At 58.7% G+C, this 18461-nt stretch carries 15 protein-coding genes and 4 pseudogenes; 10 read left to right on the top strand and 9 right to left on the bottom strand.

Annotation, left to right across the window (positions count from 1 at the left end; translation table 11 throughout):
- Window positions 1–23: 23 nt before the first annotated feature.
- The 4 genes and pseudogenes from istA (at window position 24) to HGO38_RS31170 (ending at window position 3481) form a co-directional block, all read left to right on the top strand.
- Window positions 24–1516 (top strand): annotated as a pseudogene (gene istA / locus HGO38_RS23340) (IS21 family transposase).
- On the top strand, window positions 1513–2271 hold the full coding sequence (istB, locus tag HGO38_RS23345; protein WP_250958226.1) for an IS21-like element helper ATPase IstB: 759 nt from the start codon (window positions 1513–1515) through the stop codon (window positions 2269–2271). The pseudogene istA and the gene istB overlap by 4 nt, the downstream one beginning before the upstream one ends.
- Before the next feature lie 176 nt (window positions 2272–2447).
- Window positions 2448–3065 (top strand): FAD-dependent monooxygenase, encoded by a 618-nt coding sequence (locus HGO38_RS23350; RefSeq protein WP_250958316.1) that lies wholly within the window; start codon window positions 2448–2450, stop codon window positions 3063–3065.
- A 122-nt stretch (window positions 3066–3187) separates the two neighbouring features.
- Entirely contained in the window at window positions 3188–3481 is a 294-nt protein-coding gene (locus HGO38_RS31170; RefSeq protein ID WP_352230508.1) for a RidA family protein, read from the top strand.
- A gap of 165 nt (window positions 3482–3646) precedes the next feature.
- Here the strand turns inward: HGO38_RS31170 and HGO38_RS23355 are convergent, their stop codons facing one another.
- The 6 genes from HGO38_RS23355 to HGO38_RS23380 form a co-directional block, all read right to left on the bottom strand.
- Window positions 3647–4369, bottom strand: a complete 723-nt coding sequence (locus HGO38_RS23355) for an amino acid ABC transporter ATP-binding protein (RefSeq protein WP_250958227.1) — start codon at window positions 4367–4369, stop codon at window positions 3647–3649.
- Between the two features lie 96 nt (window positions 4370–4465).
- On the bottom strand, window positions 4466–5131 hold the full coding sequence (locus HGO38_RS23360; RefSeq protein WP_250958228.1) for an amino acid ABC transporter permease: 666 nt from the start codon (window positions 5129–5131) through the stop codon (window positions 4466–4468).
- A gap of 11 nt (window positions 5132–5142) precedes the next feature.
- On the bottom strand, window positions 5143–5805 hold the full coding sequence (locus HGO38_RS23365; RefSeq protein WP_250958229.1) for an amino acid ABC transporter permease: 663 nt from the start codon (window positions 5803–5805) through the stop codon (window positions 5143–5145).
- Between the two features lie 121 nt (window positions 5806–5926).
- The gene (locus tag HGO38_RS23370; RefSeq protein WP_250958317.1) at window positions 5927–6730 is read right to left on the bottom strand and encodes a transporter substrate-binding domain-containing protein; all 804 of its coding nucleotides are present in this window, start codon (window positions 6728–6730) and stop codon (window positions 5927–5929) included.
- A gap of 136 nt (window positions 6731–6866) precedes the next feature.
- Window positions 6867–7874, bottom strand: coding sequence for a trans-3-hydroxy-L-proline dehydratase (gene lhpH / locus HGO38_RS23375; RefSeq protein ID WP_250958230.1), 1008 nt, complete (start codon window positions 7872–7874; stop codon window positions 6867–6869).
- A 252-nt stretch (window positions 7875–8126) separates the two neighbouring features.
- Window positions 8127–8792, bottom strand: a complete 666-nt coding sequence (locus HGO38_RS23380) for a GntR family transcriptional regulator (RefSeq protein ID WP_250958231.1) — start codon at window positions 8790–8792, stop codon at window positions 8127–8129.
- Between the two features lie 215 nt (window positions 8793–9007).
- Between HGO38_RS23380 and HGO38_RS23385 the strand changes: the two genes are divergently transcribed.
- Genes HGO38_RS23385 through HGO38_RS23400 form a run of 4 tightly spaced genes read left to right on the top strand, consistent with a single transcriptional unit; the run spans window position 9008 to window position 13105 of the window.
- Window positions 9008–11257, top strand: a complete 2250-nt coding sequence (locus HGO38_RS23385; RefSeq protein WP_250958232.1) for a N,N-dimethylformamidase beta subunit family domain-containing protein — start codon at window positions 9008–9010, stop codon at window positions 11255–11257.
- A complete protein-coding gene (locus HGO38_RS23390) occupies window positions 11247–12269 on the top strand; it encodes an Ldh family oxidoreductase (RefSeq protein WP_250958233.1) in 1023 nt (340 codons plus the stop codon). Before HGO38_RS23385 ends, HGO38_RS23390 begins: the two co-directional genes overlap by 11 nt.
- Window positions 12270–12298: 29 nt before the next feature.
- A complete protein-coding gene (locus HGO38_RS23395) occupies window positions 12299–12736 on the top strand; it encodes a GNAT family N-acetyltransferase (RefSeq protein WP_250958234.1) in 438 nt (145 codons plus the stop codon).
- Window positions 12737–12787: 51 nt separating this feature from the next.
- Entirely contained in the window at window positions 12788–13105 is a 318-nt protein-coding gene (locus HGO38_RS23400) for an FAD-dependent oxidoreductase (protein WP_352230507.1), read from the top strand.
- A 3-nt stretch (window positions 13106–13108) separates the two neighbouring features.
- Here the strand turns inward: HGO38_RS23400 and HGO38_RS23405 are convergent, their stop codons facing one another.
- Both HGO38_RS23405 and HGO38_RS23410 read right to left on the bottom strand, forming a co-directional pair.
- Entirely contained in the window at window positions 13109–14458 is a 1350-nt protein-coding gene (locus tag HGO38_RS23405) for a DUF7986 domain-containing protein (protein WP_250958235.1), read from the bottom strand.
- Window positions 14442–15032, bottom strand: coding sequence for a recombinase family protein (locus HGO38_RS23410; RefSeq protein WP_250958236.1), 591 nt, complete (start codon window positions 15030–15032; stop codon window positions 14442–14444). The genes HGO38_RS23405 and HGO38_RS23410 overlap by 17 nt, the downstream gene beginning before the upstream one ends.
- 146 nt (window positions 15033–15178) lie before the next feature.
- Between HGO38_RS23410 and HGO38_RS23415 the strand changes: the two are divergent.
- Both HGO38_RS23415 and HGO38_RS23420 read left to right on the top strand, forming a co-directional pair.
- Window positions 15179–15385, top strand: a pseudogene (locus HGO38_RS23415) (DUF4158 domain-containing protein); the annotation flags it as partial.
- 37 nt (window positions 15386–15422) lie between these two features.
- Window positions 15423–18118 (top strand): annotated as a pseudogene (locus HGO38_RS23420) (Tn3 family transposase).
- 51 nt (window positions 18119–18169) lie between these two features.
- Here the strand turns inward: HGO38_RS23420 and HGO38_RS23425 are convergent.
- Window positions 18170–18451, bottom strand: a pseudogene (locus HGO38_RS23425) (transposase zinc-binding domain-containing protein); the annotation flags it as partial.
- Window positions 18452–18461 lie beyond the last annotated feature (10 nt).

Genomic DNA, 18461 nt, shown 5'->3' on the forward strand with positions numbered 1-18461 from the left:
GGAGGGATAAGGGGATTTACACCGTGGAATTATATCTGAAGGTGCGACTGGCTGTCTCGGAAGGGATGAGCCGGCGTCAGGCCGCAAAGCATTTCAACATATCTCGCGACAGCGTTTGCAAGATGGTGTCGTATTCGACGCCGCCCGGCTATCAGCGTCAGTTGCCGATCCGGCGGCCGAAGCTGGATGCGTTCGTTTCGACGATCGATCATTGGCTTGATGAGGACGTGAAGGTACCGCGCAAGCAGCGCCATACGGCCAAGCGGGTATTCGACCGGCTTCGGGACGAGCGCGGGTTTACCGGCGGCTACACGATCATCAAGGATTACATGCGCGAGCGAGATCAGCGTCGCCAGGAGGTGTTCGTGCCGCTGGCTCATCCGCCGGGCCATGGGCAGGCCGATTTCGGCGAGGCGATGGTGGTGATCGGCGGTGTCGAGCGGAAGGCGCACTTCTTCGTGCTGGATCTGCCGCACAGTGACGGCTGCTATGTGCGGGCCTATCCGGCTGCGGTATCGGAAGCCTGGGTGGATGGCCACATCCATGCGTTTGCGTTCTTCGGGGCCGTGCCGCAGTCGATCGTCTACGACAACGATCGCTGCCTGGTAGCAAAGATCCTTCCCGACGGCACCCGCAAGCGAGCAACACTGTTCAGCGGTTTCCTGTCCCACTACCTGATCCGTGATCGCTATGGTCGTCCGGGGAAAGGCAACGACAAGGGGAATGTCGAGGGGCTTGTTGGCTACGCCAGGCGCAACTTCATGGTTCCGATCCCGCAGTTTCCGACATGGGGTGCATTCAATATCTGGCTTGAGGAGCAATGCCGCAAGCGTCAGCGCGACAGACTGCGCGGCGAGAGCGAGACGATCGGAGAACGGCTGCAGCGCGATCTGGCTGCCATGCGTTCGTTGCCACTATCGCCCTTCGATGCCTGCGATCAGGCCAGTGCCAAGGTCACGGCTCAGTCGCTGGTGCGGTAGAAGACCAACGACTATTCCGTCCCGGTCGCCTATGGCCACCAGGATGTCTGGGTCCGGGGCTATGTCGACGAGGTGGTGATCGGCTGCCGTGGTGAGATTATCGCCTGCCATACCCGAAGCTGGGAACGAGAAGATGTCGTCTTCCTGTGCATTACCTGCCGCTGATCGAACAGAAGATCAATTCGCTGGATCAGGCAGCACCTCTCCAGGGCTGGGATCTGCCGCAAGAGTTCGCCACGCTGCGCCGTCTTATGGAGGGCCGCATGGCCAAGCACGGCCGGCGTGAGTATGTGCAGGTCCTGCGTCTGCTGGAGAGCTTCGAGCTTGCCGACCTGCATGCGGCGGTAAAACAGGCCCTCCAGCTCGGCGCGATCGGCTTCGATGCCGTCAAGCATCTGATCCTGTGCCGGGTGGAACGCCGGCCGCCTCGACTGGACCTGTCCATTTACCCCTACCTGCCGAGGGCGACGGTCGAGACGACGTCGGCGAAGGCCTACATGCGCCTCCTGTCATCGGATGCGGGAGAAGCGGCATGAGTACCGAAGTGCCAGAGATCCTGCTCTCCCATTATCTCAAGATCCTGAAGCTTCCGACCTTCCAGCGCGAGTATCAGAAGCTGGCCCGGCTATGTGCCACCGAGGGGGTCGATCATGTCGGATACCTCTTCCGGCTTTCCAAACGGGAGATGATCGAACGGGATCGCCGCAAGGTCGAGCGCCGCATCAAAGCGGCCAGGTTCCCTGTCGTCAAAAGCCTCGACAGCTTCGACTTCGCCGCTATCCCCAAGCTCAACAAGATGCAGGTGCTGGAACTGGCCCGTTGCGAATGGATCGAGCGAAGGGAGAACGTGATAGCCCTGGGTCCCAGCGGCACGGGCAAGACACATGTGGCACTCGGCCTCGGCCTGGCAGCCTGCCAGAAGGGTATGTCCGTCGGCTTCACCACCGCAGCCGCGCTGGTCAGCGAGATGATGGAGGCACGTGACGAACGGCGGCTGCTCCGCTTCCAGAAGCAGATGGCCGCCTACCAGCTTCTCATCATCGATGAGCTGGGCTTCGTGCCGCTTTCCAAAACCGGCGCGGAATTGCTGTTCGAGCTGATCTCACAACGCTACGAACGGGGTGCCACCCTGATCACCAGCAACCTACCCTTTGACGAATGGACGGAAACCTTGGGCTCCGAGCGTCTGACCGGGGCTCTGCTCGATCGCGTGACCCACCATGTCAACATCCTTGAGATGAACGGCGACAGCTACCGTCTCGCTCAAAGCCGCGCCCGAAAGGCCAGCTGAAACCCCTCAAAAAATCGCCACGCACGCATGAGACCCCCGCTCGGGCTACGCCCTCCCGGAGGTCTCATGCGTGCGCCACAAGTGGCCTGGTTTTACTCCGCCGCCTGGCCGGATTTTACTGCGCCGTTGACACCGATGAGACGCGTCTTGCCGGAACCTATCTCAAGGGCCGCATCCTGCTCGCCGGCGATGCCGCCCATATCCACGCTCCCATGGGCGGACAGGGCATGAATGTCGGACTGCAGGACGCCTTGAACCTCGGCTGGAAACTGGCCGCAGTCCTGAAGGGCGAAGCGCCCGACAAACTGCTTGGTACCTATGACGAGGAACGGCGACCTATAGGAAAAATTCTCTACACCAATACGCTGGCGCAGGTCGCGCTGGTCACCCGGTTCGATCCGGGCACCCTTGCCTTGCGGGAGACGCTAAACCAGCTCCTAAAAATTCCTACAGTCAATCATCTTGCCGGTGAACTTTCTGGTTTCGACGTCGCCTATGGCGCCGATGCGAAGGCTGCCGTTACTGCCGGACAGTTGACGGCAGGGGTACGCGTTCCCGATATCGAACTGGTCGGCAAGGCCGGCGTATCGATGTCGCTCTACAGCCTGCTGGTGGAAGGGCGTTGGCTTCACCTTTCCTTCAAACCAGGCGCATCGGTCTCCGGTCCGGAATGGTTGCGATCCACCAGCGTGCAATCCCTGGCGGCAGACCCTTCCGACCACGCGGCCCTACGCCGCGTCCGGGCGCTGCTGGTCAGGCCAGACGGTTACGTCGCCGCTGTCGATCAGGAATAAGGGAGGCATCGATGGAAACTCTCAACCCTTCCTCCCTGACCGATGCCTTCTCGCACCTGATTGCACAAATCGCCATCGCCCCACCTGGCGCGCGCCTCGCCGCCATCTCGGGCTAGGTCGCGATCGATAGGTCAGGTCAACTCGTCGGTGGAAACGATCATGCCGCCCAGGCAAGGCAATGCTTCGGGAATGTCTTCAACGCCCTCGCGGCCATAAAGGCGGATCCTAAAGACATCCTGCAAATGAGGATCTACGTAGTCCGGCACACTCCGGATCTCGTCCCGGCGATCTTCGGGGCAGGGGGTGACATATTCGGTGAAAAATGGCCAGTTTGCGCAAGTACCTGGATCGGCGTTGAAGCACTGGCCATGCCCGAATGGCTTGTCGAGATAGAGGTTCTGGTCGCCCTGCCATAACGTACAAGGTATTATGAGACGCAGGGCGTCCGGGAGCCGGACACCTTCGTCTCATTTCATGAAGGCAGCACTGTGATCATCACGCTTTGAACGGATCTGAACTACGACTATCTCCAAATTCACTAAAGCTCGGCGACTAAGATTATTTTTCTATAATCTAGCAAATCAAAGCACCGACCGCAGGAAATCCGCCGTTTCAGAACGCTGCGGAGTATCAAATATCTGCTCGGGCGTTCCGATCTCATGGATAAGCCCTTCGCGGAAAAATGCCACGCGATCGGACACCTCGCGGGCGAACCGCATTTCATGCGTCACCACGATCATGGTCATGCCCTCCTGGGACAGCATGCGCAGCGTGTCCAACACTTCGCCGACCAATTGCGGATCCAGAGCGGACGTGACCTCATCAAACAGCATGTAGTCAGGCGACATCGCAAGTGCGCGGGCGATCGCCATTCGCTGCTGCTGTCCGCCCGACAGACGCGACGGAAAGGCTTTCAGCTTCTCGCCAAGACCGACATGCTTGAGCTGCTCAACCGCGATCGCCTCGGCCTCCGCCTTTGATTTACCCAGCACCTTTCTGAGCGCCAGCATCACGTTTTCGAGCACCGTCAGATGAGGGAACGCGTTCCATTGCTGAAACACGATCCCTATCTTTCGGCGCAGTTTGTTGAGATCGGTACTCTTCGCATGCACGTCTGTGTTATCGACACGAATGGTGCCGCCCTGGATCGGCTCAAGACCGTTGATGCACATCAGCATCGTCGATTTGCCGGAGCCCGACCCACCGATCATGGAAAGGACTTCCCCTTTCTGGACGTCCAGGCTCACACCTTTCAAAACATGCAAGGTGCTGAAGTGCTTATGGACATTCTCGATTTCAATCATTGTTTCTGCAACCTTTGCTCAAGTCGGATTCTCGGCCTTGCGGGGAGACACTTGCTCCGAAGAGCAAGGATCAGGTCGGCGAATAGCCTTCCGGGTTCAATCATTCTCGCGCCACCTTCTTTCCAGCCGTCCGCCGAAACGCGAGATGGGGAAGCACAGGATGAAATAAGCCAGTCCAACGATACCAAGGACGAACAGCGGCTCCTGAATCCGTGTCACGATGATCTGCGAGGAGCGAAGCAACTCGACGACGCCAATCCATGAAATGAGCGCCGTGTCCTTCATGACCCCGAGCGTGAGGCCAATCCAGTTCGGCAATGCGACACGCAGGGCAATAGGAAACACGACCTCCCTCAAATCCTGGCCCCAGGTCATTCCAAGAGACCGGGCGGCGCGCCGGGTCGTCGGGGGGACGGCCAGAATGCCGGCACGAACCACCTCTGTGCAGAAGGATGCTGTATAGATGGCCAGAACCACACAGCCGACGGTAAAGGCCGACCAGTTCAAATCGATGATGGATTTGAATGAATTGGCGAGCACAAACTGGATCAACAGTGGAACCGAGCGGAAGATGTCGAGCACAAAGCCGATTGGTGCGTTGAGCCACCAAGGTGCGCTGGCACGTCCCAAACCGAGCAACAGCCCGAGTATGGATCCACCAAGCACAGCCCAGAACGTAATCGAGATCGTAACACCGGCACCTTTGAGCATGAACAAGAAGTCATTGAGGGTCAGGGAGGTGTCGAAAAAGGTCTGCATCATAGCGGTGGCCCTCAATATCGGAACAGGCGCCACGCCATCAGGCGCGCCGAGCCGATGACCAGCTTCGTCATCAAATAATAGAGAACAGCGGCAATCGCGAAGAACTCGAACGTACGGAATGATCTGACATTCAGGTCCTGTGTCACACCGGTAAGGTCATTTGTCAGGCCCACCACCACGCCGAGGGACGTCATCAGGATCGCCCAGACCATCTGGTTTGTGAGCGGCGGAAAGACGACGCGGAACATCTGAGGCAGCACGATGAGGCGAAACGCCTGGAATTGTCCCATACCCAGAGACCGGGCGGCACGCATTTGTGTGCCGGGAACTGCTCGAAGTCCGCCACGGAAGGTTTCGGCAAGATAACCCGCATTGTTGAATGTAATCGCTGCCAGCAAAGCAAGGAAGCTGTCGAGGAATATCCCCAGTGACCCCAGACCAAAGTACACCATATAAATCTGGAACAACGCCGGCGTGTTACGGGCCAGCTCTACCCAACTGAGGGAAAGAGCCCGAACTGCGCGAAACCGCGACCCGGATGCCAGCGCCAACATAATCGCGAGCAACGTGCCAAGCACCATTGACAGCAGGGCGACCTCAAGCGTCACAAGGGCGCCCCAGAGCATATCAGGCAGCGCTCGAAACGCCGCTCGCCATTGAAAAGTATAGTCCATGGTCGTTCCCGCCATTTGGAAAGGATCGGGGGAAGGAACTCACTTGGAGATCCCGTCACGTCGAGCTGCGGCGGGCACGACTTCCTGTCCGGGAAAGTCTGCCCGCCGAGGTCGTAATCGATTAGCGGTAGACGCCGGGGATCGTCAGATCGGGTGCGTCACCAACGCCGACCCATTTATCCCACAGTTCCTTGTAACGACCCGTACGCACCTGCTGATGGATGAAGAGGTTCAGGTAGTTGATGAGGCCCTGCTCCTGGCGAAGCGTGACCAGTGCCGTATAGTCGATTTCATAAGGTGTCTCCCCGGCAACCACGACGCCCTTGTATTTGCCATCTTTAACGATCGTCGCGGCAACGGGGGCCGTGACGACGGTCGCCTCAATCTGCCCTTGGGAAAGCGCGAGAAACACATCGGCCTGGCTCTGGTAAGCTCTGAAGGAACCGCCGCCCCACGCCTTGACATCCTTTTCGAGGGCCATTGCCTCATAGCCGCCGGCGACACCGCCGACATTGCGGCCTTTCAGCTTCTCATAGCTATCGATCCCGAGTCCCTCTTTCGCGAGAACGACTTCTGTCAAGGCGGTGTATGGCATGGTGAAACCGACAGTTTTCGCCCGCTCCAGAGTGTCCGATGTCTGTGCGACGGCGATGTCAGCCCGGCCGGACACCAGTGCCGGAATACGATCCGGGAAGGTGGTCTCAACGATCTCTGCCGTTACGCCGAGCGCTTTGGCGATGTCATTGCAGTAGTCGACGTCGTAGCCGGCCGGATTGTTCTCCGCGTCGCGCATGCCCATCGGAGGGTAGTCGAGCACCACCGCGCAACGTAATGTGCCGGAAGCCATGATGTCATCCAGCTTGTCAGCATGAGCGACCGTCAAAGTTGATGCCACCAGTGTGGTGGCCAGGATAATTGAAGCCATACGCATTGTTGCATTCCCCTTTTTGTTGATTGGTAGGACTTGGAGCACGGATATTATCGAATTTCCAATATCGTATACGTTTCTTCCGCGCGGGCTGCAGCTATCGAACGAGACTGCAGCGGCTTAGAAACTGTAATTATTGAACCAAGAAACCGAACGTAAGCGGGTCTTCCTCATCGATCGTCCAATTTGCAAACCCGCAAATGTAGGCCTTGCCACTGACTTCCGGGATGACCGCGTCGTAGTCGCCAACCTTTGTCTCGCTCAACACACGTCCCTTGAACACCGTGCCGATGATCGACTCGTTCACCAGTGTTTCCGATGCTGAGAGTTCGCCACGAAGATAGAGTTGCGCGATACGGCCGGCGGTTCCGGAGCCTGTCGGTGATCGGTCGATGGCCCTGTCCGCATAGACGCAGCAATTCGCCTGGGTCGAGCCATCGTGGCGAGGATCGCCGTAGACCATGACGCCATAGACGTCATTGAACTCGGGGATTTCAGGGTGAACCACGGACATCTCGGCATTCACAGCCGTCTTGATCTCGTATCCAAACTGCTGGATCTTCTGAACATCCTTCTCGCGGATGGCGATATCGAACGGGCGGCCGTCAACGTAGAAATAGGTGGCACCGCCATAGGCGATATCGCCGGTCACCTTGCCGAAAGTCGGGGTGTCGACCGTCACGTCCCGCATGAAGATGAAGGACGGAACATTCACGAACCGAACGTTCCCTGCCCGCTTTCCGTCCCACTCGACAAAAGCTTCGATAAAGCCACAGGGCGCATCGATGCCGACGCGGGTTTCGGGCGACTTGCGTTCGACCCAGCCGAGCTCAAGTGCTGCGGTTGCGAGCGCAATGACGCCATGGCCGCAATGGGGACTGTAGCCCATGTTGTTGAGGAAGATCACGCCGAAATCGGCATCGGCACTGACCGGCTCCGTGAGGTAGCCGCCATAGAGATCTTTGTGGCCGCGGGGTTCCAACATGACCGCGCGTCGATACTGATCGGCGTTTTCCTGAAGCCAGGCGCGGCGTTCAACGATGGTCGCTCCGGGAATCTTCGGTAGACCCTGGGTCACAAGGCGGAATGTTTCACCGCACGTGTGCAGCTCGACGGTTGTCAGTGATCTTTCAAATTGCATGCGGACTTCTCCAGGACATCACACCACACAGGCATCAACGGAACCGTCGTCAGGTGGCAATTTTTAGATATCGTATACGATAAACGATAATGGTCAACCGCAAAAATGGAAGAACGGCGCTTTTTCATACAAGCACCATTTTTGTGCAGCGGCGTTCCGAGCCGTCAGTCAACCGAATGGCGCACCGAGTCGCACCCGCGATCTTGCGAGCGCAGGTCACACGTGGACGTCCAGCGGCACAGTGGAGTCTGGTTATTTCCGGATGTTTGCGAGAAGGGACTCGCAAGCTTTGGTAATATGCCGCGTCAGCAGCTCAGCGGCCTTCTCAGCGTCGCCCGCCCGACATGCGGCGAGGATCTCGCGATGCTCCCTGTCGTCGACACCCGTTCCTCCAGACAGCGTCAGCTGAATGCGGAGATAGCGCTCGATACGATCATTGACCGAACGGATGAGGTTGAGAAGGAACGACCGCTCGGCGTCCTCGTAGAGGCATGAATGGAACTGCCAGTTCAATTCTGCCCACCTCGCGACATTCGTTTCCCGGGCGAATGCGTCGCAATATTCCTCGGCCCTTTGGAACGTACGTGCCGTCATTCTGGGAACGGAGAGTCTGATGGCGTTTGACTCCAGCATGGCGCGAACTTCGAAGATCTGCGCGATTTCCGGCTCGGAAACGCTTGTCACCACCGCGCCGCGGTTCTTCTGAAACTCGACAAGCCCCTCAGCCTCAAGCCTCTTCAAAGCCTCACGCACGGGGATCTTACTGACATCGAACAGTTTTGCGACGTCGTCCTGGCGGATCGGCTCGCCCTCGTCAAACTCGCCACTGACGATCGCTTCCCGGATATGCTTGGCAATGATGTCGGATGCCGTGGGGGCGGTTCCAAGCGATGGCAGATCGGCGGGGTTAAGGGGCAAATGGAAATCTCCGAGTCTGCAGTCGATGTGGGAGTGATCGAATAACGTATTCGATATTAGATCGCAATGTTAGGACTTCTTCCCCAATACGCGCCCCGTCGTCGTCAAGATGAATCCGGGTTGACACAAACAGATACCGTATACGATATTCTATTTAGTGTGCCGCTCGACGAATGTCCACCGGCCCAACAAAACGCCCTCTCACTCGGTGAAACATGTCTATCCAGGAATACAGACCGCCAAGGGTAATTGGCTACGTCACCCCGCTCAGCGCCAGGCCGGGTGAACGGCTGGACTTCAAAATCTCATCGCTTGGCGATCGCGCGATAACCGCGAAGGTTGTCAGGTTGGATTGCTGCGATCCGAACCCACTCGGCCCCGGATTGAAAAGCGAACAGGTGGAATTCGGCTTGTCGGCGGTCTATCCGGCCAGAGAGCAGAAGACCCATCTAGGATCCTGCGCATTCGGGTCGCTGCCAACCATCCCGGTCACGCAAGACCTGACGGTCGAACTGACAGTCCGCCCAGGCTTTGTCAGTGCCACCGATCAGACGATCTTTTCCTTGCAAGATATTGCCGGCACGACAGGTGTCGCCTTGATTATCAATGGCGGGCGACTCTTCCTTAAAAATCTGCGGTCACCGGCGCAATCGCAAAGCCTGGATCTTTCCCTCAAGCTGAATGTGTGGAGCAATCTGGAGGTCTGTTTTTCGGATAATGGCGTGATCGTGCGCGCATCAACCGTGGAGACGTCAAAGGTCGGCGAGTCCAGGTTAATCGCAGGCTTGGGCGAAGCATTGCGCGATGTCGACCATATCTGCCTTGCGGCATTGTGGAACGGACATCCCAAGGATTGCTTCAACGGTACGATCGAGGCGCCACGTCTCTCCGTGGCTTCGCCAGAGGCTTTAGAAACCGGCCGCACGATCATCGCCCAATGGACTTTCACCGATAGCGGCAACAGCGAATGGGTGAGCGACGATATCGACCCATCTCGCGGGCTTCAATTGATCAACCTGCCGATGCGCGCCGTCCGCTCGTCCGCGTGGACCGGGCGACACATGGACTGGAAAGTCGCACCGGAAGAATACGCGGCAATCACCTTCCATTCAGACGATCTGAGCGACTGCGCATGGGAGACGACGATCGCGCTCGCCGTGCCCGACGGCGTGCCTTCTGGCGTCTATGGTCTGGTGGTCGAGAATGACATCGCGACCGATACCATCCCGTTCTACGTGCTGCCGGGTCACGGCATGCCACGACAGAAAATCGTCTTCCTGGCGCCGACCTTCACCTACATGGCCTACGCCAATCACGCCCGCGGAAACTTTGCAGGCCCGCTCGAAGCGCGCGTAAAGGACTGGGGCGCCTATCCCCATAATCCGGATGTCGTCGGCACCTTCGGCTACTCCACCTACAACCGCCATCCGGACGGAACTGGCGTGACGATATCTTCGCGGCTGCGTCCGATCATGACGATGCGCCCTGGATACCTTGTCTACCACGACCCGCACGGCTCGGGCATGCGCGGCTTCCCCTCTGACTCTCACCTGACCGACTGGCTGACCAACAAGGGTTTTGCATTCGACGTGCTAACCGACGAGGATCTGGATCGTGAAGGGGTCGATGCCCTCTCACCCTACGATGTGGTTCTGACTGGAACGCATCCTGAATATCATACCCGCCGCACCATCGAGGCCATCCTCGCCTACCGGCAAGCCGGCGGACGGCTGATGTATCTTGGGGGAAACGGCTTCTACTGGAAGATCGGCCGCGACCAGACCTTGCCCCACATTCTCGAGCTCCGACGCGCCGAAGGCGGCATGCGCGTCTGGGCCAGCAAGCCCGGTGAATACTATAACCAGCTCGATGGCGAATATGGAGGGTTGTGGCGACGAAACGGCATCCCTCCCCAGACAGTTGCTGGCGTCGGCTTTACCGCTGAAGGCAATTTCGAAGGGACGTACTATGTCCGTACGGAAGAGTCGTTTGCCGGAGAGCTGGCTTTCCTCTTTGAGGGCATTCCCGTTGATGAGAGGCTAGGCGACTTCGGCCTATCCGGAGGCGGCGCTGCAGGATTCGAGATCGACCAGGCCTGCGCGGAACTTGGAACGCCGGAATTCGTAACCGTGGTCGCAGCGTCCGAGGGGCATGGGCCGTCGTTCGAGACCACCTATGAGGAACTGCTGACCCCCGGCGTTATCGACGGCGGCCCGCGCCCCTATGGCGGCATGCGCTCGAATATCGTCTACGGCCTCGATGAGAACGGCGGCGGCCTGTTCTCGGTCGGTTCGATCACCTTTTGCGGCAGCCTTTCCCACAACGGCTACGACAACAATATCTCCCGGCTTCTCGAAAATTGTCTCCGGAAGTTTCTCTCGACCCCGCGCGGCGGCGGGGGTGCGCACGCTCTGTCGTCGCCCGATACCCCTCCTCCTATTGGCAGCCATTCCTATGACTCATGAACAACAGCACGTCCGCGTCAAATTCTACGCACTGAGATCCTTTCTCGTTCAGATTTTTTTGAACCATGGAACATCCCAGTTCGTCGCCGATATCCTTGCGGCAAACTGTGCCGGCTGCGAGCGCGATGGCGCGATCAGCCATGGCATCTTTCGTATTCCGGGTTACCTCGCATCGCTCGACACCGGTTGGGTTGATGGAAAAGCAGACCCCGAAATCTCCATGATCAGCCCGTCGTTCATTCGCATCGATGCTCACAACGGATTTGCCCAGCCCGCACTCGCCGTCGCAGCAGACGCAATCGATGCGGCCGTAAAGGCGACTGGCATTGCTATTGTGGCGACCCGCAATTCTCATCATTTCAGCGCGCTGTGGCCGGATGTCGAGCCTTTCGCACGCAGAGGCCTGATGGCGATCACCTTCGTCAACGGTCTGGCGAATGTCGTCCCCCATGGCGGTCGCGCGCCGGTATACGGCACCAACCCGATCGCTTTCGCAACGCCGGTCGCTGGTGCGGATCCCCTCGTCGTTGATCAGGCGACGAGCGTGATGGCCAACGGCGAGGTCAGGCTACACGCACTGGCGAACCGAAGTCTGCCGGAAGGAACGGGCGTCGATCGTAACGGAACCCCATCCACCGATCCACACGCGGTGCTGGCCGGCGGCGCACTCAACACATTCGGTGGCTCTAAGGGCTCGTCTATTGCGATGATGGTCGAGCTGATGGCAGGCGCGCTGACCGGCGGACAGCTGTCGTTCGAAAACGACTTTGGTGATTGTGTCGGTGCGCAGACACCGAAAGCGGGGCAGCTGTTGATCGTTATTGACCCGGAGCGTGGCGGCAACAACGACTTTGCCGGGCGGGTTTCGGGTCTTTGCGATCGCCTCATGGAGGTCGGCCAAGAGAGGCTGCCCGGAGCAAGACGCTACGAGAACCGCCGCCAGTCAACTCTCCTTGGCATTCCCATTTCGGAACACAGGCTTCTCGAACTGCAAACCCTTGCCGGCAACTGAGCATCAACGCACATATCCCAGAGGCGCACATGAACAAGATCACGCTCGATAAAAGCCGACTGCGGCTGCATCGGTCCTTGAATGACCATCAGGTCGACCAGCTGGTGGAATTATTTCAGGCAGAATGGTGGACCAAGGGCCGGACAAAGACCGACGTCGTAAAAGCCTTGGCCTCCGGTGGTCCGGTCTTCGCCTTCATTGATCCTGACGGCGACGAGCTCGTTGCGTTCGCTCGCGCAATGACGGACGGCGTCTACAAGGCGATGATCTTCGACATCATCGTAAAGAGCACTTGGCGCAACACGGGCTTGGGCGGGCTTCTCATGGAAACGGTTATGAACGATCCCGCACTGGCGAACATCAAACACCGGGAACTTTACTGCCTGGCTGAGATGGTGCCCTTCTATCAGAAGTGGGGGTTCACCGATGAGCTGACCGGCCTGTATTTCATGCGGAAATCCGCCTGACGCCGTGACAGTCCCGAGCCAATATTCAACTGCCGGAGAAGCGACCCACAAATGGATACCCATTCGATCGACTTCGCCGTTATAGGCTTGGGCGCCTTGGGCACAGCGACGCTTTACCAGCTGGCCAAGCTGGGCGCCAAGGTCGTTGGCATCGATCGCTACTTGCCGCCGCATCCGTTTGGATCGAGCCACGGACGTGCCCGGGTAACCCGCAATGCCGTGGGCGAAGGATCTGCCTATGTGCCGCTGGTCAGGCGTTCGCAGGAAATTCTCGGGGAACTCGAGCGGTCCTTCAATGTCGATTTGATGGAACGGAGCGGCACGCTCATTATGGCCTCAGTACATTATTGGGACACAGAACTACGGTAGCGGTTACTGGCGCAGATCGCTGACGTCGAGTTCGTGCCACATCCACTCGAAACTGTATGTGGCCATGGGGTCCGCGGCGTTCGGCTGTTTTGCGGATTGATTTTCGAGATATTTGAGCCATTCGGCGACCTTCTGGCGGCCGGCTGCTGATTTTGCCGCCTGACGTGGCGTCTTGTTGCCGAGCATGCCGACCGGCTGGTCGAGGGTTTCACGATATTGGCGGTCCATGAACTGATGGACGATCTGCTCAGCGATTTCGGGCGGGATATCGGAAGCGGCTTCCTTCTGATCTTGGGCAGGACGTTCAGCCATCATCTGCTCCACGGTGCGGATTTCAGTGAGTGGCGGGCGCACGAGATCACCAAGGGTCTGCTGGATCAGGACCATTCCTTTGTCTGCGCGCGCGGCCGAATTGGCGGCCAAATGCAGGAAACGCCCCTTCAGCTCGACATTTCCCAGCACACGCAAACCGTTTTCCATGGTGGTGTCGAGAGAAACCCCGGTGTTCTTCTTGGCTTTGCTTTTCGGCTTACCCTCCAGCCAGTTCCAGAATTTTGCGTTCTCCTGCGACATGCCGGGAATAGTGTTCACCCGAGCAGTAATGTCCTTCTGGGTTGTGCCGGATGCTAGCGGAAACCTGATATCGTGGAATACGAGATCGTCCCCGTCGGCATTCTGGAGCGGCGGCATGTCCATCGTTTGCTCAAGCGTGACGAACAGCCATGAAAGGGTGAACATGGAAGTTGCCGCCCGCAGGTCTTCATCCCTGATGACCGGTAGCTTCTTCGCATTCTTTTTGCCGAACATCTGGCGCAGGCCATCAAACAGCGCGTCGGTGGCCTGTGGCGTGAACGGCAAAAGGCCACCGGCAAAGACGTTTCTGCCCATGACGGGCACGATGCGGGCGGCGATCCTGTCCCACTGCTTGAGGGTTTTCGTGGCCGTTCCCTCGCTGACGGCAAGCGGCTCGCCACCGCGAATAACGTCACGCGCCATGAGCGACTTGCCCGGAACGACCTCGCTGACCTCATACAAGCTCATGATGGAGGTGCGCAGCGCCTTCATATAGGCTTTCGCCTGGGCGTTCTCCTTCCAGCCGCGACGCTTGAGGTATTCATCGATAATGTTGCCGCCTTCGACCTCGAAGTCCTGGGTCAGAAAGTCCTCGAAGACGCAACCCCACAGCGTCATGGCCCAGTTGTCGCCGAGGATTTCGGCAATATCCTCGAATTCCATGTCACCTGCATCAAGGACCGGTCCGAAATGATCCTCAAACACCTCCTCGAAGCACTCGCGCCATTCATCGCGGGCTAGAAACTTCATCAGACCCTTGAGGTCATGGCTGGTCGGCATGGATGGTCTCCAGGTTCTGACGGTGTTCGGCGACGATGCGTGAGACGGTTGGTTCGCTGACATCGTATAGTCTCGCCATTTCGGTTCCGCTTTTGCGGCCTGACAAGACACTTTCGGCGATTTCCCGGCGTTTCTTCGGGTCAAGTTTCTTGCGGCGCCCCCCGATCCTGCCTTCAGTCCGAGCGTGGGCCAGACCCGTCGTGGTCCGTTCCCGGATCATGGCGCGCTCGAACTCCGCGAAGGATCCCACCATCTGCATCATCATCCGACCGGCGGCCGTGGTTGTGTCGATCGCTTCCGTGAGCGACCGGAAACCGGCGCCTGCACTGGTGATCCTGTCCATCAGGTGAAGGACATCCTTCAGCGATCGTGACAGGCGATCCAGCTTCCAGACAACGACGGTGTCGCCATCGCGCAGTTGATCGAGCATACGGTGCAATTCGGGCCGGTCCCAACGCCCGCCGGACGCCTTTTCTTCGAACACGCGCTTGCAGCCAGCTTCAGAGAGCGCGCGCGCCTGCGCCCTGTTCGATTGCTCGTCTCCCTTGCTCACCCGGGCGTAGCCGATCAGCATCGAGGTCCTTTCATAAACGGTCGTTTGTGCAAGCGCTCTGGCTACACTGACGAAGCAAGGCGAAATTCCTTTCACAATCCTGTTTCAATATAGCCTCGTAAGGCAAGCGATTTTTGAAAGGATATTCAATGCCGCCGCGAATTTCCATGACCAGAAAACAGAGGGATGCACTGCTGATATTGCCGGAGACGGAAGCCGAGGTCTTGCGTTACCATATGCTCGTCCCAGATGATCTTGCCGCCGTCAATCAATGCCGGACGCCGGAGACCCGGCTGAGCTATGCGCTCCAACTCTGCTGCCTGCGGTTCCCTGGCCGATATCTCAGCCGCGGCGAGCTGCTGCCAGGTATCATGCTCGATCATATTGCCGATCAGGTTCAGGCCGACGCTGATGTCATCGCGCTGTTTGCCCGCCGCGGCGCAAACGCGATACGAACAGTTGACCACAATCAAGCAGCGCCACGGCTTCCGCGATTTGAACCGACCATTGCGGGACGAACTTGCCGCCTGGGCTCAAAACGAAGCTGTCGGTTTGACCGATGGCCGGGTGCTTCTCGATCGGCTGATCGAACGGATGCGAGCTGGAAGGATCATCATCCCTGGTATCAGCGTCGTCGAACGTTTGGCCGCCACGGCGATGCATTCTGCTGATTTCGCGGCGATTGCCGAGATCGGCGCGCTTCTATCTTCACCACAATGCGATCAGATGGACGTGCTTTTATCGGCCAAGGTTCATCGCCAGCAAAGTCGCTTGTCGTGGCTGCGTGCGCCGGCTGGGGGAGTAGGCGCACGATCGCTGGCCGAGATTCTCGACAGGCTCGACCTTGTCCGCAGCATCGTCGGCGATGTACCGGCACGCTTGCCTCTCCACCTCAATCACCGCATGGCTCAAATGGCGAGAGAAGGAAGCCTCTATACGGCGCAAGCGTTCCAGCAGATGAACGCACCACGCCGACATGCGATCATGATAGCGACCTTGAGCGAGTTGGCGATTACGTTGACCGATGCAGCGTTGTCGATGTTCCAGTCGCTCGTTGGGCGTGCCAACCTGCGCGCCAGAAAGCGGCTTGAAGAAACGATCGCCGCATCTGCGGAACAGGGGCGTGTCCGGCTTCTTCGGATCGCCGAGGTGCTTGAAGCTGTGGTGACTGCCGTGCGAGCCGAAGCCGATGTCACGGCCGCCGTCACTGCGATCGCGCCCTTGGAAACCATCGCAGATGATGCGGCTATCATCCGGCGAACACTTCGCCCAGGAAGACCGGACGTGCTTGGCGAGCTTGCACCCGAATACCACGTGTTCAAGAAAATCGGCGCCCGGTTCCTGAGCAGCTTTGCGTTTGAAGGCGGTCGCGCCGTGCAGCCGCTTCTTGCCGCAATCGCGGTGTTGGGCGGGATTGGTGGTGACCGTCGTAAACCGCTACCTGCCGACGTTCCGCTCGGCCATCTTGAGCGGCGCTGGTCCCGGTATGTCTTCACCGGCAATTCCATTGACCGCTCCTATTACGAACTGGCCACCTACTTCATCCTGGCCAATGCACTTGCGAGCGGCGGCGTGTGGGTTGCGACATCGCGAATTCACCGCCCGCTCGAAAAGCTCCTCGCGCCCGCTTCACCGGCAAATCCGGCGCAACCGGTCGCTCTGGTTCGCGCTTTCAATGCCGAAGATTATCTTGCAGACCGCATGGCTGCGCTCGATGCAGCTCTTCTGAACACCGAATGTCACCTATCTGGCAAGGATGCAGCGATATTCGCTGATGGAAAGCTCCGCTTCCCCAAGGAGCCAAGAGGCGAAAACGAGCAGGAACAAACACGTGCCGTCACGGCGAGGTTATACGCCATGATGCCGCGGGTGCGGATTACCGATCTGCTCGATCAGGTCAACCACTGGACCGACTTCACCGAGCATTTCTCCCATGTCTCCACCGGATTGCCGCCCGTGGATCAGCGCGCCTTCATGGCTGCATTGATCGCTGAAGCGACCAATCTCGGCCTGTCACGAATGGATGAGATGTGCGGTACGGTGACCCGGCGTGCCTTGCTACGTATGCAGACATGGCACATGCGTGAGGACACCTTCCGCGCCGCGTTGGCGAGCATGACCGACGCAATTCATGCCGAGCCGCTATCGGTCTGGTTTGGCGAAGGCTGGCGTGCTTCCGCCGATGGACAGGCCTATTATCTCGGTGGTCCGGGCGAAGCTGGCGGCGCAATCAATGGACACTATGGCCGTGATCCGATCGTGAAAATCTACACCACGATCACCGATCGCTATGCGCCGCTTCATCAGAAGGTCATCGCTGGCACCGCTGGTGAAGCCATCCATGCATTGGACGGCATTCTCGGCCACGAAAGCAGTGTCGACATCGGGGCGTTGCATGTCGATGGTGGCGGCGTTTCCGATATCGTCTTTGCCATCGCAGCACTGCTGGGCCGCTCTTCGAGCCCCGAATTCCGCGCCTGTCGGACCGCAAACTCTATGCCTTCGAACCGAAAACAAGATATGGTCGTCTGGCACCGCTGTTCGGACACCGTCTCGACGCCAACCTGATCCTGGGGCATGCCGACGATATCGGCAAGGTAATCCGGGCACTCGCCGACAAGGTGGTCACGCCTTCCCTTATCCTGAAGAAGCTATCCGCCTACCGGCAGCAAAACAGTCTGGCCGCCGCCTTGCGCGAAATAGGGCGCATCGAGCGCACCCTCTTCACCTTACGGTGGTTTGAGGATCCCGCTCTCCGGCAACTCGTCACCGCAGAACTCAACAAGGGCGAAGCACGAAACACCCTTGCCCGCGCCGTCGCCTTCCATCGCCTGGGGCGCTTTCGGGACCGTAGCCATGAAAATCAGACGAGCCGGGCTGCGGCCCTCAATCTCGTCACGGCCGCCATCGTTCTCTTCAATTGCCGCTATCTCGGACGGATCACGGAGGCTTCGCGCCGACAAGGCAGGCCGTTCGATGAGAAGATCATCTCAAAACTGTCGCCATTGGGATGGGATCATATCAATATTACCGGCGATTATGTGTGGTCTGACGCCCTGGAGGTCGACCAAGAAGGATTCCTGCCGATTAGGTTGGCACCGTCCTGAGCCGAAAATCGCCTACCGTATATCCGGGTCCCAATAATGTACTGGGGCCAAATAGCCGACCGGCAGCAAGTCAGCCTGCCGCGCGGCAAGCCAGTCACGGCTCGCTTGTCCTTGACACTTTGGGCAATGCCGGTTGCGGCAAGAGTTATAGGCAATGCGGAGCGTGTCGCAATCCTGGCCCTGCTGGACATGCCCGCCCAACCGAGAAGTCCGGCACATCTCCACCGCGCTCATCACCCGGCGCTCGACGCGCCCGAGATGAGCGTCGTGGGACTGACGATAGCCTTCCCCGTGGCGGCGAAAGATGTCCGCCACCTCCAGTCCCGCCACCATGGCAAGACGT

The organism is Rhizobium sp. CG5 (assembly GCF_023701945.1).
Taxonomy (GTDB): domain Bacteria; phylum Pseudomonadota; class Alphaproteobacteria; order Rhizobiales; family Rhizobiaceae; genus Allorhizobium.